The following is a 14,930-nucleotide window of genomic DNA, read 5'->3' as shown; positions in this document are numbered from 1 at the left end:
CCGCTGCCTGTCCATCGTCGAGACCAACCGCGAGACCGCCCATGCCGACCTTGCGCGCCCTGTTTGCCTGCCTTGCCCTGCTCTGCGTACCCTTCGCCGCCGCCCCCGCCATGGCGCAATATGCCCAGCAGCCTCAGCAGCAGGGTTCCTATTCGAGCGATGAGCTCGTCAGCCAGGGCCACGGCTTCTTCGGAGAGGTCTCGCGCGGCCTCGCGCTGTCGATCGAGAAGGCGGTCAGCCAGTGGGGCCAGCCCAATGGCTATATCCTCGGCCAGGAAGGCAGCGGCGCCTTTGTCGGCGGCCTGCGCTATGGTGAGGGCACGCTCTACACCCGCAATGCCGGCGACCTGCGGGTGTTCTGGCAGGGCCCCTCGCTCGGCTGGGATTTCGGCGGCGACGGCGCGCGTACCATGATCCTGGTCTACAACCTCAATTCCATCAACGACATCTTCCGGCGCTTTGGCGGCATTTCCGGATCGGCCTATTTCGTGGCCGGCTTCGGCATGACCGCGCTCGCAGCCGACAACATGGTGGTGGTGCCGATCCGCTCCGGCGTCGGCGTGCGCCTCGGCGCCAATATCGGCTACCTGAAATTCACGCCCGCGGCGACGTGGAACCCCTTCTGACCAACGCACGAGAGACGATGGACGGCCGGCACGACCGGCCGTTTTGATGTTTGTAACGGTTGGGCGCTATGCTGTGGCCAGCCGAACGGCTCCGCCAAGGTTGCCCGTTCGCACGCTCCGCGTGCCGCGAGGGCCGACGACCACTCGAAACGGGCTGGCGCCGACCGCGTGCCTGCCCGTATGACTGCTCTGTTCCATGAGTTGGAGCGCTGCCTTCGCGGCGTTCCATGAGCCAAGGTGAGACCGCCGCGTGATCGAAACGATCATGTACGCCGCAATCGGCTTCCTGTCGGCGACGCTGCTCGCCCTGCTCACGCTGCCCGCCGTCTGGCGCCGCGCGGTCAGGCTGACGCGCCGGCGCATGGAGGCGGCCATGCCGATCTCCGTGACCGAATTCCAGGCCGAGAAGGACGAGATGCGCGCCGCCTTCGCCCTGGAGGCGCGTCGCCAGGAAATGGACGTCGCCGAGCTGCGCGAGCGCACCGCCGAGCAATGGGCGCAGATCAGCCGCCAGACCGAGGAATTGCGGGTCCGCCAGCTCAGGCTGGACGAGACCTCCGCCACGCTCGCCGCGCTGGAAATCCGCCATGCCGAGCTGGAGCGCCACGACCAGCAGATCGCCACCGAGCTTGGCGCCCGCACCAGCGAGCTCGCGACCGTCTCCGCCGCGCTCGACATCACGCGGCGTGACCTTGCCGAGGCCCGCGCCGCCCGCGACGACAGCCAGACCCGGGCCGAGGAGCTGCAGGTCGAGAACGTCGCGCTGACCACGCTGCGCGACACGCTGAGCGGGCGCGTCGCCGATCTGGAGCACCGGCTTGCCCGCACCACGGCGGCCCTCGAAGAAGAGCGCGCCAGCCTGCGCACCACCTCCGAGCAGCTCGCGGTCGAGCGCCGCCGCGCCGCCGACCTCAGCGGGCGCCTGTCGCTCACCGAATCCAGCCTTGCCGCCACCACCAGCCAGGCCGCGCTGGTCAGCGCCGAGCTGTCCGCGCTGCGCATCACGGTCGAGCTGCTGGAACAGCGCTCCGCCGCGGTCGAGAAGGAGCGCGACGAGGTACGGGTCGAGGCCGAGCGCAGCAATGGGCTGGCCCTCAGCTACCAGCGCGCCGCCGAGACCTCGGCGCGCCAGTCGCAGGATCAGGTGACCATGCTGCAGGCCGAGAAGGCCATGCTGGAAGGCGCGCTGGCCAAGGCGCGCGAGGAGCGCAACGCGCTGCAGGCCCGCCTCGATGCCGACTTGCCGGTGGTTCCGGGCGCGCCGGCGGTGGAAGATGCCGGCCTGCTGCGCGCCCATCTCAGCGAGGTCGCCGCCGAAGTGGCCCGCATCACCGCCGCGCTGGAAGGCCCCGGCTCGCCCGTCGTCTCGCTGCTGGCCACGGGCGCTGCTTCCAGAAAGAAGAACGGCGCCGGCCCGACGCTGGCCGACCGCATCCGCGCGCTCCAGGAACAGGGCACGCCTCACGCCGCCGGCAATGGCCAGCCCCGCAACGGCCAACCGCTGAACGGACAGGCCGCGAACGGCCAACCGGCCGACGGCACCCCGCCCGGCCTCGTGCCCGACAGCCCGCCGCCGCAGGATCAGGTCGCGGCGGGATAGAGTTTTCCCCGAATGGAGTGTCCCGGCTGGATCGTATCCGCCGGTTCGGACTATGCTTCCCCAGCGTGATCAACACGCCGGGCGCGGCCGAAGCTGCGCCCGATGGCCGGTAACGTCCGGCGCACAGGGAGGAAGTCCATGAATCTCGCCCGCATGCTCAAGGCGCGCGCCGATGCCGGCCGCCCGGTCCGGGTCGGCCTGATCGGGGCCGGCAAATTCGGCTCGATGTTCCTGTCGCAGATCCGAACCACCCCCGGCCTGCACCTTCTCGGCATCGCCGACCTGTCGGCGAGCCGTGCGCGCCAGGCGCTGGAGCGCACCGGCTGGGACGCGGGCGCCACCGTCGCCGCCTCCTTCGACGAGGCGCGCCGAACTGGGCGCACCATGCTGACTGAGGATGCCGGCGCGTTGATCGCCGCCGACGGGCTCGACGTCGTGGTCGAGGCCACCGGCAGCCCGGCGGCCGGCGCCCGTCACGCGCTGCTGGCGATCGAGAACGGCAGGCACATCGTGATGGTCACGGTCGAGGCCGACGTGCTGGTCGGCCCGCTGCTGGCCGAGCGCGCCCGCAAGGCCGGCGTGGTCTATTCCATGGCCTATGGCGACCAGCCGGCGTTGGTGTGTGACATGGTGGACTGGGCCCGCACCTGCGGCTTCAACGTCGTCTGCGCCGGCAAGGGCACCAAATACCTGCCGAGCTTCCACCGCTCGACCCCGGACACGATCTGGGACCTCTACGGCCTCACGCCCGAGCAGGCGGCGCAGGGCGGCATGAACGCGCAGATGTTCAACTCCTTCGCCGACGGCACCAAATCCTCGATCGAGATGGCCGCCATCGCCAATGCCGCCGACCTCAAGGCGCCCTCGGACGGCCTCCTGTTCCCGCCCTGCGGCGTCGACGACCTCGCCAGCATCCTGCGCCCGCGCGAGGCCGGCGGTGTGCTGGAGCATTCCGGCACGGTTGAGACCGTCTCCTCGCTGGAGCGCGACGGGCGGCCGGTGTTCCGCGATCTGCGCTGGGGCGTCTATGTGGTGTTCGAGGCCGAGCCCGGCCCGAGCGGCGACTATGCGCGGCGCTGCTTCAAGGAATATGGCGTGGTGACGGATTCCTCCGGCCGCTACACCGCGCTGTATCGCCCCTATCACATGATCGGGCTGGAGCTCGGGGTCTCGGTCGCCGCCGCCGCGCTGCGCGGCGAGCCGACCGGCGTCACCGAGCATTTCAATGCCGATGTGGTGGCGGTGGCCAAGCGCCCGCTGAAAGCCGGCGAGACGCTGGACGGCGAAGGCGGCTTCACGGTGTGGGGCAAGCTGCTGCCGGCCGGCACCTCGCTGGCGCGCGGCGGCCTGCCCATCGGCCTCGCCCACCACGCCAAACTCAATCGCGACATCGCCGAGGGCGAGATCGTCGGCTGGGCCGATGTCGCGATGGTCGAGGACGATACGGTGCGCCTGCGCCGCGAGATGGAACGCCATTTCGCCGGGGCCGCGCGCGTCGCGGCGGAATAGCCGCCCCCTGCCCTGCCTGCAGCCGTCATTCCGGCCATCGCCGCAGGCGATGCGCCGGGATCGCGCGCCGCTTCACAACGCAATGACGGCCTTTTGCCTCGCTGGACTTCGCCGCGCGCGCCGTGTACATCCCCGCCACGGTCCGCAGTTCACCGAGGCGTTGCCGCCCCGCAAGGGGAGCTAAACCTGCACCACGACAGATGACCTTCGCACTTGTCCCCGTGCCCGGTCGCAAGACGGCAACCCCGACGCTCCCTTCCAGAGTCCGGCACGCATGAGGATAAGTCATGCCCAGAACCGTTCTGGCCTATGAGGCACCGGATATTTCCGCCCTCGCCCGCACGCTCCGCAACGACCTGACCGGCCGGGAGCAGCCGCCCGGCCACGTGGAGCTGCTCAACCTGCTGGCCCGCGCCGCCGGCTTCCGCAACTTCCAGCATCTGAGGGCCGACGCGCAGGCCCGCCGCCGACTGGAGAAACCGGCCGCGCCGCCCGCCCGCGCGCCCGATCACGCCCGCTGCGCCAGGGCGCTGCGGCTGTTTGACGTCGCGGGCGCGCTCCAGCGCTGGCCCAAGAAGCGCAACCTTCAGGAACTGTGCCTGTGGGTGCTGTGGGCGCAGCTTCCCGCGCATGAGGTGTTCGCGGAAAAGCGGATGAACCAGCTGCTCAACCAGCATCACGGCTTCGGCGACCATGCGCTGCTGCGCCGCGAGTTGGTGGAGCTGGGCCTGTTCCGGCGCACGCCGGACGGGCGAGAATATTCCCGCATCGAACGCGCCCCACCGCCGGAACTGCCGATGCTCAATGCGCTCCTGAGCGCGGGCAAGGGCCGCTATTCCCCGTAAACCGCCAGTGCGGCAGGCCCTGTAGAGCCCTTCCTCCTCCCGGCGACCCGTGCGCCGGGAGCGACGGCCTTGCACTCGACGATCCCCTTACCGGATGTGGAGCGGTCAGGCGCGCTCGCGGGTGGCCAGCACCCATTCGCGGGCGCGCACTTCCGGGTTGGGGTTCAGCAGCACGTCAGTCACCACCGCCACGCAGTCGGCCCCGGCGGAAAGCACGCCCTGCGCACGCTCGATGGTGAGCCCGCCAATGCCGACCAGCGGCACCTTGCCGACGCGCGCTTTCCACTGGCTCACCCGCTCCAGCCCCTGCGGCGCCCAGCGCATCTGCTTGAGGATGGTCGGATAGACCGGCCCGAGCGCGACATAATCCGGCCGCACCGCCAGCGCGGTGTCGAGTTCGGCATCGTCATGGGTGCTGATGCCGAGGCGCATGCCGGCCGCGCGGATGGCGCCGACATCGGCGTCCGCGAGGTCTTCCTGGCCCAGATGCACGAAATCGCAGCCGAGTTCGATGGCGAGCTGCCAGTAATCATTGACCACGAGTTGCGCGCCGTAGCGCGCGCAGCTTTCCTTCGCCAGCAGGATTTCGCGGCGAAGCTGGTCGGGCTCCATCTCCTTGGCGCGCAGCTGCACCAGCTTGACGCCCTGCGGCAGCAGACGCGGCAGCCAGCTCGCGCGGTCGACGATGAGATAGAACGGGTCGAGCTTCATCTAGGCACCTGAACTTACGCGAAGGGTGGCGATGGATCAGCCGAGCACGGCGCGTCCCATCACCGGGGTTGAGGGAGCGGCCATGTCGCGCGCGTCGATCGGGTCGGCGAGGAAGGCCTCGCGGCCGGCCTCCAGCGCGCGGGCGAAGGCGCGCGCCATGCGCGCCGGATCTCCCGCCTTGGCGACGGCGGTGTTCAGCAGCACCGCGTCATAGCCCAGCTCCATCGCCGCCGCCGCATGGGACGGCACGCCGACGCCGGCATCGACCACGAGGGGAATGCCGGGGAAATGCGCGCGCATGGAGCGCAGGCCATAGGGATTGTTCAGCCCGCGCCCGCTGCCGATCGGCGCGCCCCACGGCATCAGCACCTCGCAGCCGGCGGAAACCAGCTTCTCGGCGACAACGAGGTCCTCGGTCGTGTAGGGGAACACCTGGAAGCCATCGCGCGACAGGATGCGCGCGGCCTCGACCAGGCCGAACACGTCGGGCTGCAGCGTGTCGTCCTCGCCGATCACCTCCAGCTTGACCCAGGGCGTGCCGAACAACTCACGCGCCATCTCGGCGGTGGTGACGGCTTCCTTCACGGTCTTGCAGCCGGCGGTGTTGGGCAGAACCTTCACGCCGAGGTCGCGGATCAGCGACCAGAAACTCTGGCCTGATTTAGCAGCGCCGGATTCGCGGCGCAGCGAGACCGTGACGATCTCGGTGCCGCTGGAGCGGATCGCCTCAGCGAGAATGGCGGGCGAGGGATATTGCGCCGTGCCGAGCAGCAGGCGAGACGACACCTGCGTGCCGTAGAACTCCAGCGGATCGGTGTTAGCGCTCGATGATGTGGCATTCGTGGTGGTGTTCACGGCGTCCATGCTCAGCCTCCCTGCATCGGGGCGAGGATTTCAATGCGGTCGCCTTCAGTGAGCGGGGTCTCGCCGCGGCGGGCGGCGCGCACCATTGTCCCGTTCACCGCAGTGGCGACGACGGCGTCGGCATAGCCGAGCTCGGTGAGAAGTTCGGTCAGGCTGGCCGAGCGGGTCTCGGCCGCCTCACCATTCACGACGATCTTCATCCATCACCTCCGGGAAATGCGTCCCGTCAAAAGCCAGTTCCGCCGCGCGGCGCGCCAGCGCAGGGGCGGCGAGGAAGCCGTGGCGATACAGGCCGTTGACGTAAATGGTCTTTCCCCGCCGGCGCAGGCGCGGCAGATTGTCGGGGAAGGCCGGGCGGACATCCGCGCCGATCTCCACGATTTCCGCTTCGCCAAAGGCCGGGTGCAGCGCGTAGACCGCCCCGAGCAGCTCCAGCATGGAGCGCCCGGTGACGCGGCCGCGCTCGTCATTCTCGATCGAGGTGGCGCCGATCATGAAATGCCCGTCGCCGCGCGGCACGATATAGACCGGGATGCGCGGGTGCAGCATGCGCACCGGGCGCTTGAGCGACACCTCGGTGGAATAGAGCACCAGCATCTCGCCCTTCACGCCGCGCAGGTCAGTGAGCTCGTCGCGGGCGGAAAGGCCCCGGCAGTCGACCACGATATCGGCGTCGTCCGCCTCCGGCGTGAAACCTTCCGCCTCGAATCTCATCTCGACGCCGAACTCGTCGGTCAGCCGACGGGTGAGCGCGGCGAGCGCCTTGCGCGGTTCCAGATGCGATTCGCTGGCGAAGAACAGGCCCTGGTCGAAGCGCCCGTCGAGATCGGGCTCCAGCGCGGCGATGGCGGTGCCGTCGAGCCATTCATAATGATCGGTGCGGCGGGCGAAGCGCCGCAGGTCGGGCAGGTCGCGCGGCTGCGCCAGCACGAGGCTGCCCTCGTTCGGCACGTCCGGCACCGCTTCGCGCCAATAGTCCTGCGATTCCAGCCCCAGCTCGACGATGATCGGCTCCGCGCTCTCGCGCTCGCACCATGGCGCGAGCATGCCGCCCGCATACCATGAGCAGCCGCGCCCGGAACCCGCATTGCGGTCCACCAGCGTCACCCGTGCGCCGCGCCGGGCGAAGGCGTGGGCGCAGGTCAACCCCGCCACGCCAGCGCCGACGATGCGCACCCGCATCGCGTTGCCGGTCGCGCGCGCCGCATCCGTCGCCGTTTCGCCATGGATATCGTTATGCGGGGTCATGCACTCCCTCCCTCCGCCAGTCCGAGCTGGATCAGGTTCAAAGGGTCGCCATGCCGCGCATAACCCGCGCGCCGATGGCCTCTCAGCCTCCTGACGAGGCTCCCCTGGACGGGTCTGATATAATCATTCGAACGGCCGATGTCACGGGAGTGCCGGGAATATTCGCAACACCTCCCGGCCCGGCGCCGCGCGCCGGAACCCGGCCAGAGGCCCTACCGGCTAGGCCTGGCGCGTCGACATGCGCACCACGTTCTCGTTGGTGCCGCGGGTGGCGACGGAGATCGCCTGTTCCAGCGCATCCCGGCTGAACGGCTTGCCGAGCCGCTTGAGATCGGCCCCCGCTTCCGGGGGCAGTTCGGCATAGCCGGTGCCGAGGATGACCGGCAGCTCCGGCCAGCGTTTGCGGATGGCAAGGTAGAGCTGAACGCCGGTCATGCCCGGCATCGCCTGGTCGGTCAGCACCACGTCGAACGTCGCCCCGCCGTCCAGCAGGTTCAGTGCCTGCTGCGCCGAGGACGCCTCGGTCACGACATAGGACAGGTCCTCCAGCATCGCCACCGTGGCCGAGAGCACCAGCGGATCGTCGTCGACCACGAGGATGCGGGCGCCGCTGGAATCCACCACCACGTGCTCCGGCGGCGGCGCGACAAGCGGCTTCGCGGTCTCGTCGGCAATCGGCAGGTAGATCGCCGCCGTCGTCCCCTCGCCCTTGCGGCTGGTCAGCACCAGGCGTCCGCCGGATTGCGCGGCGAGGCCGTGGACCATGGCGAGCCCGAGCCCGGTGCCTTTGCCCACGCCCTTGGTGGTGAAGAATGGCTCGGTGGCGTGCGAGAGCGTTTCCTCGTCCATGCCGATGCCGTCATCGGTAACGGTGAGGCAGAAATAGCGACCGGCCGGCAGCCCCTCGGGCTCCAACGCGGCGCGGGCGGCGTCGATGTCCTCCTCGCGCGCCGCGATCACGATCGAGCCGCCATTGGGCATGGCGTCGCGCGCGTTCACCGCGAGGTTGAGCAGCGACAGTTCGAGCTGGTTGGCGTCGACCCGCGCGCGCGGCAGGCCGAGCGGGAACCGGGTTTCGATCTTCACGCTCGGGCCGATGGAACGGCGCATCAGCTCCGCCATGCCGAGCACCAGCTCGGGCACGTCGACCGGCTGCGGCTTTAGGTCCTGCCGGCGGGCGAAGGCGAGCATGCGCTGGGTGAGCGCCGCGCCGCGTTGCGCCGCCTGCATGGTGTTGCCCAGCAGGAGGCGCAGGCGCGGATCGTCCGGCGCGCGCTTGTTGGCGAGTTCCAGATTGCCGAGGATCACCGCCAGCAGATTGTTGAAGTCGTGGGCGATGCCGCCGGTGAGCTGGCCGACCGCTTCCAGCTTCTGCGCCTGGCGCAGCGCCTCCTCGGCCTGCCGACGCTCGGAGATGTCAATGAGGCCGCACAGCGTCTTGGTCAGGCGCCCTTCCGCGTCGCGCTCGGCGACGGCGGAGAGCACGCAGTCCAGTTGGCGGCCGTCCTTGGTGATGAGCTTGTACTCGGCCTCGCGCAGCTCGCCGGTGCCCACGAGGCGCGGCCAGTGTTCCTCGTTGCGCTGGCGGGCGGATTCCGGCGTCATGAAGTCGGTGAGCGGGCGGCCGATGACCTCGTTGCGCTGATAGCCGAGCATGTCGAGCCACTTGTCGCTCACCTGCTCGATCCGCCCATCGGGGCCGAGCGAATGCAGCGGCAGCGGCGTGCGGCGATAAAGCGTGCGGTAGCGCTCCTCGTCCTCGCGCCACATGGCGGCCTCGCGCTCGGCCAGCAGCACGAAGCGGCGGTCGTACATGGCGGCGAGGATGGCAGCGACGAAAATGATGAAGCTGGTGCCAGTCACCAGCACCGCGAGATAGGAAACGCCGATCCCGGCGGCCTGATGCCTCGACATCGCTTCGTCCGAGGTCACGAAGCTGACGCCCATCATGGCGACATAGTGCATGCTGGCGATGCCGATCCCGAGCGCGATGGCCGCGATGACACGCTGAATCACCGAATAGCGGCGGAACGCCAGCCACAGCGCGGCGATCGATGCGCCGATGGCGATGATGATGGCGCCGCCGACGAACAGGTAGTCATATTCGAGGTGCCCGGCGAGGCGCATCGCACTCATGCCGGTGTAGTGCATGCCGACGATGCCGAGCCCCATGAATACGCCGCTCAGGAGCACCAGCCGCCGCGTGGTCGCCGGCCGGCTGGCCACGAGAAAGGCCGCACCGGTCGCGGCCAGCGCGATCAGGAAGGACAACAACGTCAGCAGCGGATCGTAGGAGATCGCCACGCCGCCCTGCAGCGCCAGCATCGCGATGAAATGCATCGACCAGATGCCGCCGCCCAGCACCAAGGCTCCCGCCGCCAGCCAGCCGCGCTGCGTGGCAGGCGCCGCCGGCCGAATGCGTGCCGCAAGATCGAGCGCGGTATAGGAAGCGGCAATCGCGATCAGGATCGACAGGGCGACCAGCGCGACATCATGGCTGCCGACGACGTGCATCGTCACGATATTCGAGCCCCCGGCGACCGGCTCCCCCTACCGTGCGCCAAACTGGTACATACCGCCGGCACCTTCATAGTGCCGACGGCAGGAGAAATTCGAATTACAGGTACCCCATCAGCCACAGCACGATGATGATCGGCAGCGGAATGCCGATAAGCCATAGCAGACCACCTCTAAGCATGCCTTCCTCCTGTTGCATTGGTCCAGCGGGAACACCGCATGCCCCGATTTGGTTCCCCTCGCTCAAGGGAATGTACGAGGAAGACGCCATGCCGACCCCGCCTTCGCCCCGCCCGCGCTTTTTCGCCGAGCTCGGGGTGCTCTACGCGCTCATTGCCATCGCCGCGGGCCTTTTGGGGTTCGCACTGCTCGCCGACGAGGTGATCGAGGGCGAAACCCATGGCTTCGACGAGGCGCTGCTTCTGGCGTTCCGGGTGCCCGGCGACACCGCCGACCCGCTCGGCCCGGCGTGGCTGGAGATCGCGATGCTCGACATCACCGCGCTGGGGAGCACCACGGTGCTGATTCTGGTGACGCTGATCGTCACCGGCTTCCTGTTCATGGACGGCAAGCGCGCCTCGGCGCTGTTCGTGCTGCTGGCCACCGCCAGTGGCGGCGTGATGTCCACCCTGCTGAAGCTCGGTTTCGAGCGCCCGCGGCCCGATCTCGTGGCGCATCTCGTCGAGGTGCACACGCTGAGCTTTCCCAGCGGCCATGCGATGGGCGCGGCGCTGACCTATCTCACCCTCGGCGTCCTGATCGTGCGCACCGAGCACAAGCGGCGGATCAAGGCCTATGCGCTGACGGTCGCGGTGACGCTGACGCTGCTGATCGGCATCAGCCGGGTCTATCTCGGCGTGCACTGGCCCACCGACGTGCTGGCCGGCTGGTGCCTGGGCGGAGCGTGGGCGCTCGCCTGCTGGCTGGTGGCGCTGATGCTCCAGCGGCACGGCGACATCGAGCCTGAGGAAAGCAGCGCGGCGGCCCGCGAAGGGTGATGGCGTTCGGCGCGTCCCGAGCTATGTTGTGACACGGCCGCGACGGCGAAGGGTCCACATCAGAGGCCCCCACGCCGCGGCGAGTGCCAGGCCCGCTCCAGGAGGAAAGACCATGCCCGCTTCGACCCTCGAAGGTCAGTTGATCCGGGAGATCGGTGTGATCGAAACCACCGAGTCCGACAACGTGCTGCACTGGGATGGCGAGAACCTCTATGTGGAACAGGACATCTACCACAATGGCCAGCTCGTCCACCGCAAGTACCGGCGCCGCGTGACCAAGCAGGTGGCACGCGCCATCGCCGAGATGCTCAGCGGGCATCACTGAGGCGTTTCGTCAGATCCGCGCCAGCAGGCCGCCCAGCAGCAGCAGGCCCGCCGGCCACATGCCGAGACCGGCAGCGCTGCCGATATGCCCGGCCTCGCCGATATCGGCGATATCCGCGCCCCAGGCCTGCGCGAATTCGCGCGCGCGGGGCATGGTCACGCGCGGATCGTCCCGGCTCGCCACCACCAGCGCCGGATAAGGCAGCGTCGCCAGCGGCATCGGCGCGAAATTGCGCACCAGATCGAACGAGGGATCGGGGTCCTCGACATTGGTCGGCGCGGCGAGGAACGCGCCCGCCACCTTGGCGACCCGCGCGGCCGGCGCGCTCGCGGTCCAGCGCACGATGGTCGCGACCCCGACCGAATGGCCGATCAGCACCACGCGGCGCGGCGCCGCCTCCACCGCCGCATCGAGCCGCCCGGTCCACGCGCCCACCTCCGGGCGCGACCAGTCGGCCTGGATCAGCCGCGAGGAGTTGGCGAAAGCGCCCAGCCAGTGCGACTGCCAATGCGCGGCGGGCGCATTCTCGCGGCCAGGGACGACGAGGAAATCGAACGAGCTGAAATCAACGGACATGAAGGCACCGGGAAGGTCAGGCCGGCAACAGCAGCGCGGCGAGAATGAGGACGAGGCCCAGCATGGCGACGCACCACACCAGTGAACGCAGATAGGGTACGCCGAACGCATAAAGCGGCACATAGACCACACGCGCGCCGAAATAGAGCCCGGCACCCCACAGGGTGAGCACTCCGTCGCGGCCGGCGACATGGGCGATCAGCACCGCGCTCGCGAACAGCGGCAGCGTCTCGAACAGGTTGGCCTGCGCGCGCTTCAGCCGCCCCGTGACCACCCCGACCGGCGGCCCCTCGCGGTCACGCGGGCTCGCATTGTAATCAAGCCCCGTCTCACGATTGCGTAACATCGCCGGCAGCAATATCTGAACGATGGCGAGGACCAGCGTCCAGGCCAGCAGCGTCAACTCGGTCGTCATCGAGGCTTCCAATCGGGAAGGACGGGCGAAAACAGTCGCTGTGCGCGGAAAGGCCGGTTAGATTTAGCAGCCATGGCCAATGCAAAACAACAAAAACGGAAAGCCGCCTCCGGCCGCCCACTGACACAGGTCGCGGCCCTGCCGTTCCGCGTAGCCGAGAACGGCCGGCTGGAAATCCTGGTGATGAGTTCGCGCGAGACCCATCGCGCGGTGATTCCCAAAGGCTGGCCGATGAAGAACCGCAAGGACTGGAAATCGGCGCAGATCGAGGCGCGGCAGGAGGCCGGCGTGCTCGGCGAGATCAGCCGCAAATCCTGCGGCCGCTACCTGTACTGGAAGCGGCTAGAGAACCATTTCGCGCTGGCGCGCGTCACGGTCTATCCCCTGATGGTCAAGCGCCAGCTCGCGGAATGGCCCGAGCGCCACGAACGGGTACATATGTGGGTCGCGCCGGACGAGGCGGCGCTGCTGGTCGACGAGCCGGACCTCGGCACGCTGATTCTCGATTTTGCCCAGTCGCGCGGCTGGACGCTGCCGCCCGAGGAGGATTTGCGCGCGCCGCGTTCGCTCGCCTCCAGCAGCACGCCCTGAGCCGCGCCGGCACGAGGGAGCCGGAAACTAGGACCGGCCGGCCGGCGCGCCGTGCGAACTGAAAAGCCGCCCCTCCGCGAACAGCACGAACACCAGCGCCATCACGCCGAAGGCGGCGAAGCCGAAGGTCAACGGCAGCGTCGTCCCGTCGAAAAGCTGGCCCACCAGGAAGCCGAGCAGCGCGCCGCCGATGGTGCTGACGAAGCCGAGCAGCGAGGAGGCCGTGCCCGCGACATGGCCGACCGGCTCCATCGCCATGGAGTTGAAGTTCGACACCATCAGCCCGAAGCAGAACATCATCCCGGCCTGGAGCGTCGAGAAGGTCCAGATGTTCTCGACGCCCGAGGCGACGACACCGGCATGGATCAGCGTGACCGCCAGATAGCCGAGCAGCGCGGCATGGGACACGCGCCGCATGCCGATCCGCCCGACGATGCGGGCGTTGAGCAGCGAGGACAGCGCCATGAACACCGCGATCAGCGCGAACACGATGGTGAACAGATGCGCCGCGTCGAAGGCATCGGCGAAGATCTGCTGCGAGGAATTGATGAAGCCGAACAGGCCGCCCATCACCATGGTCATGGCCAGCATGTAGCCGACCGTGATCCGGCTGCCGAGCACCAGCCCGAAGGCGTGGGAAATGCCAGCGATCGAGATCGGGGTGCGGTCCTCGGGGTGCAGGGTTTCCGGCAGGCGCAGCCAGGTCCACCCCATCAGCACCGCGCCGAACAGGCACAGCATGACGAAGATGCCGCGCCACGGCGCGAACAGCACGATGAGCTGGCCGATGGACGGCGCCACGATCGGCACCGCGAGGAACACGATAAAGGCCAGCGACATGACGCGGGCCATCTGCCGGCCGGAATAGCAGTCGCGCACGATGGCGACCGCGAGGATACGCGTCGCGGCCGAGCCGACGCCCTGCAACACCCGCGCGGCCATCATCACCTCGAAGCTGCCGGCGAAGATCGCGCCGATCGAGGCGAGGGTGTAAATCGCCAGTCCCACCATCAGCACGCGGCGCCGGCCGAAGCGGTCGGCCAGGCTGCCATAGACGATCTGCGCCGCGCCGAAACCCAGCAGATAGGCCGTGATCACGAGCTGGGTGTGGTTCGCCGTGTCGATGGCGAGCGCGTGCCCGATTTCGGGAAGCGCGGGCAGCATGGAATCGATGGCGATGGCATTGGTCGCCATCATCGCGGCGATGAACACGACGAACTCCCGGAATCTCATGCCGGGATGGGGATTCTCAGGCGCGGCGGAAGTAGAGGACATGAGCAGACCGAAGGCTTGTGGCGCCGGCGCAGCTCGCCGGGGATGGCCTTATGGCCCAGATGCGCCGTCCGACCTATTGGCCAGAAGACACAGAGGCGATCATTCCACTCTCAGCTCATCAAGCTGTGATCACATGGGCCGGGCGCATCGGCATTCCGCTGGCGTCATCGTTTCAGGATGGCTAACATGATTAGCATGCGGCCGGCACGGGAAGCGGCCGCAAGGGTGCCGATCGGCTCCTGTCGCCGCACGGTGCTTTTTGAACAACGCACCGAGGCTGGGAGCCCTTCATGTTCGACCCGACCAACTGGACCGGATTTCATACCTGGCTGAGCCTGATCGCGATCGCTACGGGCATCGTGGTCGTCTACGACCTCATCGGCGGGCGCGACCGGCCCATGGTCACGGCGCTGTTCCTGGGAACCGCGGCGGCGACCAGCCTGACCGGCTTCGGCTTTCCCTTCAACACCGTGCTGCCCTCGCACATTGTCGGCGTGGTGGCGCTGGTGGTGCTCGCGGCGACCTTCCCCGCGCGCTACCTCCTGAACTATGCCGGGCCGTGGCGGCTGGTCTATGTGGTGGGTGTGGTCATCAGCCTGTATCTGCTGGTCTTCGTCGGCGTGGCGCAGGCCTTCGTGAAGATCCCCGTCCTCCAGGCCAGCGCCCCCACCCAGTCCGAACCGCCCTTCGCCATCGCGCAGCTCGTCGTATTGGCGCTGTTCGTGGCGATCGGCTTCGCCGCGATCCGGGGCGGGCGCACCGCGCTGCGGCCGGCCTGAAGGCCCAGCCGATACCCCAGAAATGCAACAGGCCCGATCCGGTCGGGATCG

16 protein-coding genes and 1 riboswitch are annotated in these 14,930 nt (G+C 68.6%); of the genes, 8 read left to right on the top strand and 8 right to left on the bottom strand.

Going from position 1 to position 14,930, the window contains the following annotated elements; translation table 11 throughout:
* Window positions 1-41: 41 nt before the first annotated feature.
* The 4 genes from VRZ77_RS09505 to VRZ77_RS09490 all read left to right on the top strand — a co-directional run bounded on the left by VRZ77_RS09505 (window position 42) and on the right by VRZ77_RS09490 (window position 4,580).
* Window positions 42-626: a DUF1134 domain-containing protein gene (locus tag VRZ77_RS09505; protein ID WP_414592411.1), complete on the top strand. Its 585-nt coding sequence runs from the start codon at window positions 42-44 to the stop codon at window positions 624-626.
* Between the two features lie 250 nt (window positions 627-876).
* Window positions 877-2,226, top strand: a complete 1,350-nt coding sequence (locus VRZ77_RS09500; protein WP_414592410.1) for a hypothetical protein — start codon at window positions 877-879, stop codon at window positions 2,224-2,226.
* Window positions 2,227-2,364: 138 nt separating this feature from the next.
* A complete protein-coding gene (locus VRZ77_RS09495; protein WP_414592409.1) occupies window positions 2,365-3,735 on the top strand; it encodes an NAD(P)H-dependent oxidoreductase in 1,371 nt (456 codons plus the stop codon).
* A 287-nt stretch (window positions 3,736-4,022) separates the two neighbouring features.
* Window positions 4,023-4,580: a DUF2087 domain-containing protein gene (locus VRZ77_RS09490; RefSeq protein ID WP_414592408.1), complete on the top strand. Its 558-nt coding sequence runs from the start codon at window positions 4,023-4,025 to the stop codon at window positions 4,578-4,580.
* A gap of 105 nt (window positions 4,581-4,685) precedes the next feature.
* On the opposite strand, the gene VRZ77_RS09485 is transcribed toward VRZ77_RS09490, so the two are convergent.
* The 5 genes from VRZ77_RS09485 to VRZ77_RS09465 form a co-directional block, all read right to left on the bottom strand.
* Window positions 4,686-5,291: a thiamine phosphate synthase gene (locus VRZ77_RS09485; protein ID WP_414592407.1), complete on the bottom strand. Its 606-nt coding sequence runs from the start codon at window positions 5,289-5,291 to the stop codon at window positions 4,686-4,688.
* A gap of 36 nt (window positions 5,292-5,327) precedes the next feature.
* Window positions 5,328-6,155 carry a thiazole synthase gene (locus VRZ77_RS09480; RefSeq protein ID WP_414592406.1) on the bottom strand — a complete coding sequence of 276 codons (828 nt, stop codon included), beginning with the start codon at window positions 6,153-6,155 and terminating at the stop codon, window positions 5,328-5,330.
* A 2-nt stretch (window positions 6,156-6,157) separates the two neighbouring features.
* On the bottom strand, window positions 6,158-6,355 hold the full coding sequence (thiS, locus tag VRZ77_RS09475; RefSeq protein ID WP_414592405.1) for a sulfur carrier protein ThiS: 198 nt from the start codon (window positions 6,353-6,355) through the stop codon (window positions 6,158-6,160).
* A complete protein-coding gene (gene thiO / locus VRZ77_RS09470; RefSeq protein ID WP_414592463.1) occupies window positions 6,333-7,337 on the bottom strand; it encodes a glycine oxidase ThiO in 1,005 nt (334 codons plus the stop codon). Before thiO ends, thiS begins: the two co-directional genes overlap by 23 nt.
* 57 nt (window positions 7,338-7,394) lie before the next feature.
* A riboswitch (TPP riboswitch) is annotated at window positions 7,395-7,519 on the bottom strand.
* Between the two features lie 103 nt (window positions 7,520-7,622).
* Window positions 7,623-9,917 carry an MHYT domain-containing protein gene (locus VRZ77_RS09465; RefSeq protein ID WP_414592462.1) on the bottom strand — a complete coding sequence of 765 codons (2,295 nt, stop codon included), beginning with the start codon at window positions 9,915-9,917 and terminating at the stop codon, window positions 7,623-7,625.
* 272 nt (window positions 9,918-10,189) lie between these two features.
* Here VRZ77_RS09465 and VRZ77_RS09460 point away from each other — a divergent pair, with 272 nt between their 5' ends.
* Complete coding sequence (locus VRZ77_RS09460) at window positions 10,190-10,918, top strand: phosphatase PAP2 family protein (RefSeq protein ID WP_414592404.1); 729 nt, start codon at window positions 10,190-10,192, stop codon at window positions 10,916-10,918.
* A 112-nt stretch (window positions 10,919-11,030) separates the two neighbouring features.
* Window positions 11,031-11,243, top strand: coding sequence for a hypothetical protein (locus VRZ77_RS09455; protein WP_414592403.1), 213 nt, complete (start codon window positions 11,031-11,033; stop codon window positions 11,241-11,243).
* Window positions 11,244-11,252: 9 nt separating this feature from the next.
* Here the strand turns inward: VRZ77_RS09455 and VRZ77_RS09450 are convergent, their stop codons facing one another.
* A complete protein-coding gene (locus VRZ77_RS09450) occupies window positions 11,253-11,819 on the bottom strand; it encodes an RBBP9/YdeN family alpha/beta hydrolase (protein ID WP_414592402.1) in 567 nt (188 codons plus the stop codon).
* Window positions 11,820-11,835: 16 nt separating this feature from the next.
* Window positions 11,836-12,234, bottom strand: a complete 399-nt coding sequence (locus VRZ77_RS09445) for an MAPEG family protein (RefSeq protein WP_414592401.1) — start codon at window positions 12,232-12,234, stop codon at window positions 11,836-11,838.
* Between the two features lie 72 nt (window positions 12,235-12,306).
* Between VRZ77_RS09445 and VRZ77_RS09440 the strand changes: the two genes are divergently transcribed.
* The gene (locus VRZ77_RS09440; RefSeq protein ID WP_414592400.1) at window positions 12,307-12,825 is read left to right on the top strand and encodes an NUDIX hydrolase; all 519 of its coding nucleotides are present in this window, start codon (window positions 12,307-12,309) and stop codon (window positions 12,823-12,825) included.
* Between the two features lie 27 nt (window positions 12,826-12,852).
* On the opposite strand, the gene VRZ77_RS09435 is transcribed toward VRZ77_RS09440, so the two are convergent.
* Window positions 12,853-14,100 (bottom strand): multidrug effflux MFS transporter, encoded by a 1,248-nt coding sequence (locus tag VRZ77_RS09435; RefSeq protein WP_414592399.1) that lies wholly within the window; start codon window positions 14,098-14,100, stop codon window positions 12,853-12,855.
* Window positions 14,101-14,390: 290 nt separating this feature from the next.
* Here VRZ77_RS09435 and VRZ77_RS09430 point away from each other — a divergent pair, with 290 nt between their 5' ends.
* Window positions 14,391-14,879 carry a hypothetical protein gene (locus tag VRZ77_RS09430; RefSeq protein ID WP_414592398.1) on the top strand — a complete coding sequence of 163 codons (489 nt, stop codon included), beginning with the start codon at window positions 14,391-14,393 and terminating at the stop codon, window positions 14,877-14,879.
* Window positions 14,880-14,930 lie beyond the last annotated feature (51 nt).

The sequence above is a fragment of the Ancylobacter sp. G4_0304 genome (assembly GCF_047501495.1).
Taxonomy (GTDB): Bacteria; Pseudomonadota; Alphaproteobacteria; order Rhizobiales; family Xanthobacteraceae; genus Ancylobacter.
The sequence above is the reverse complement of the archived record's forward strand: the minus strand, read 5'-3'. Positions and strand labels throughout refer to the sequence as shown.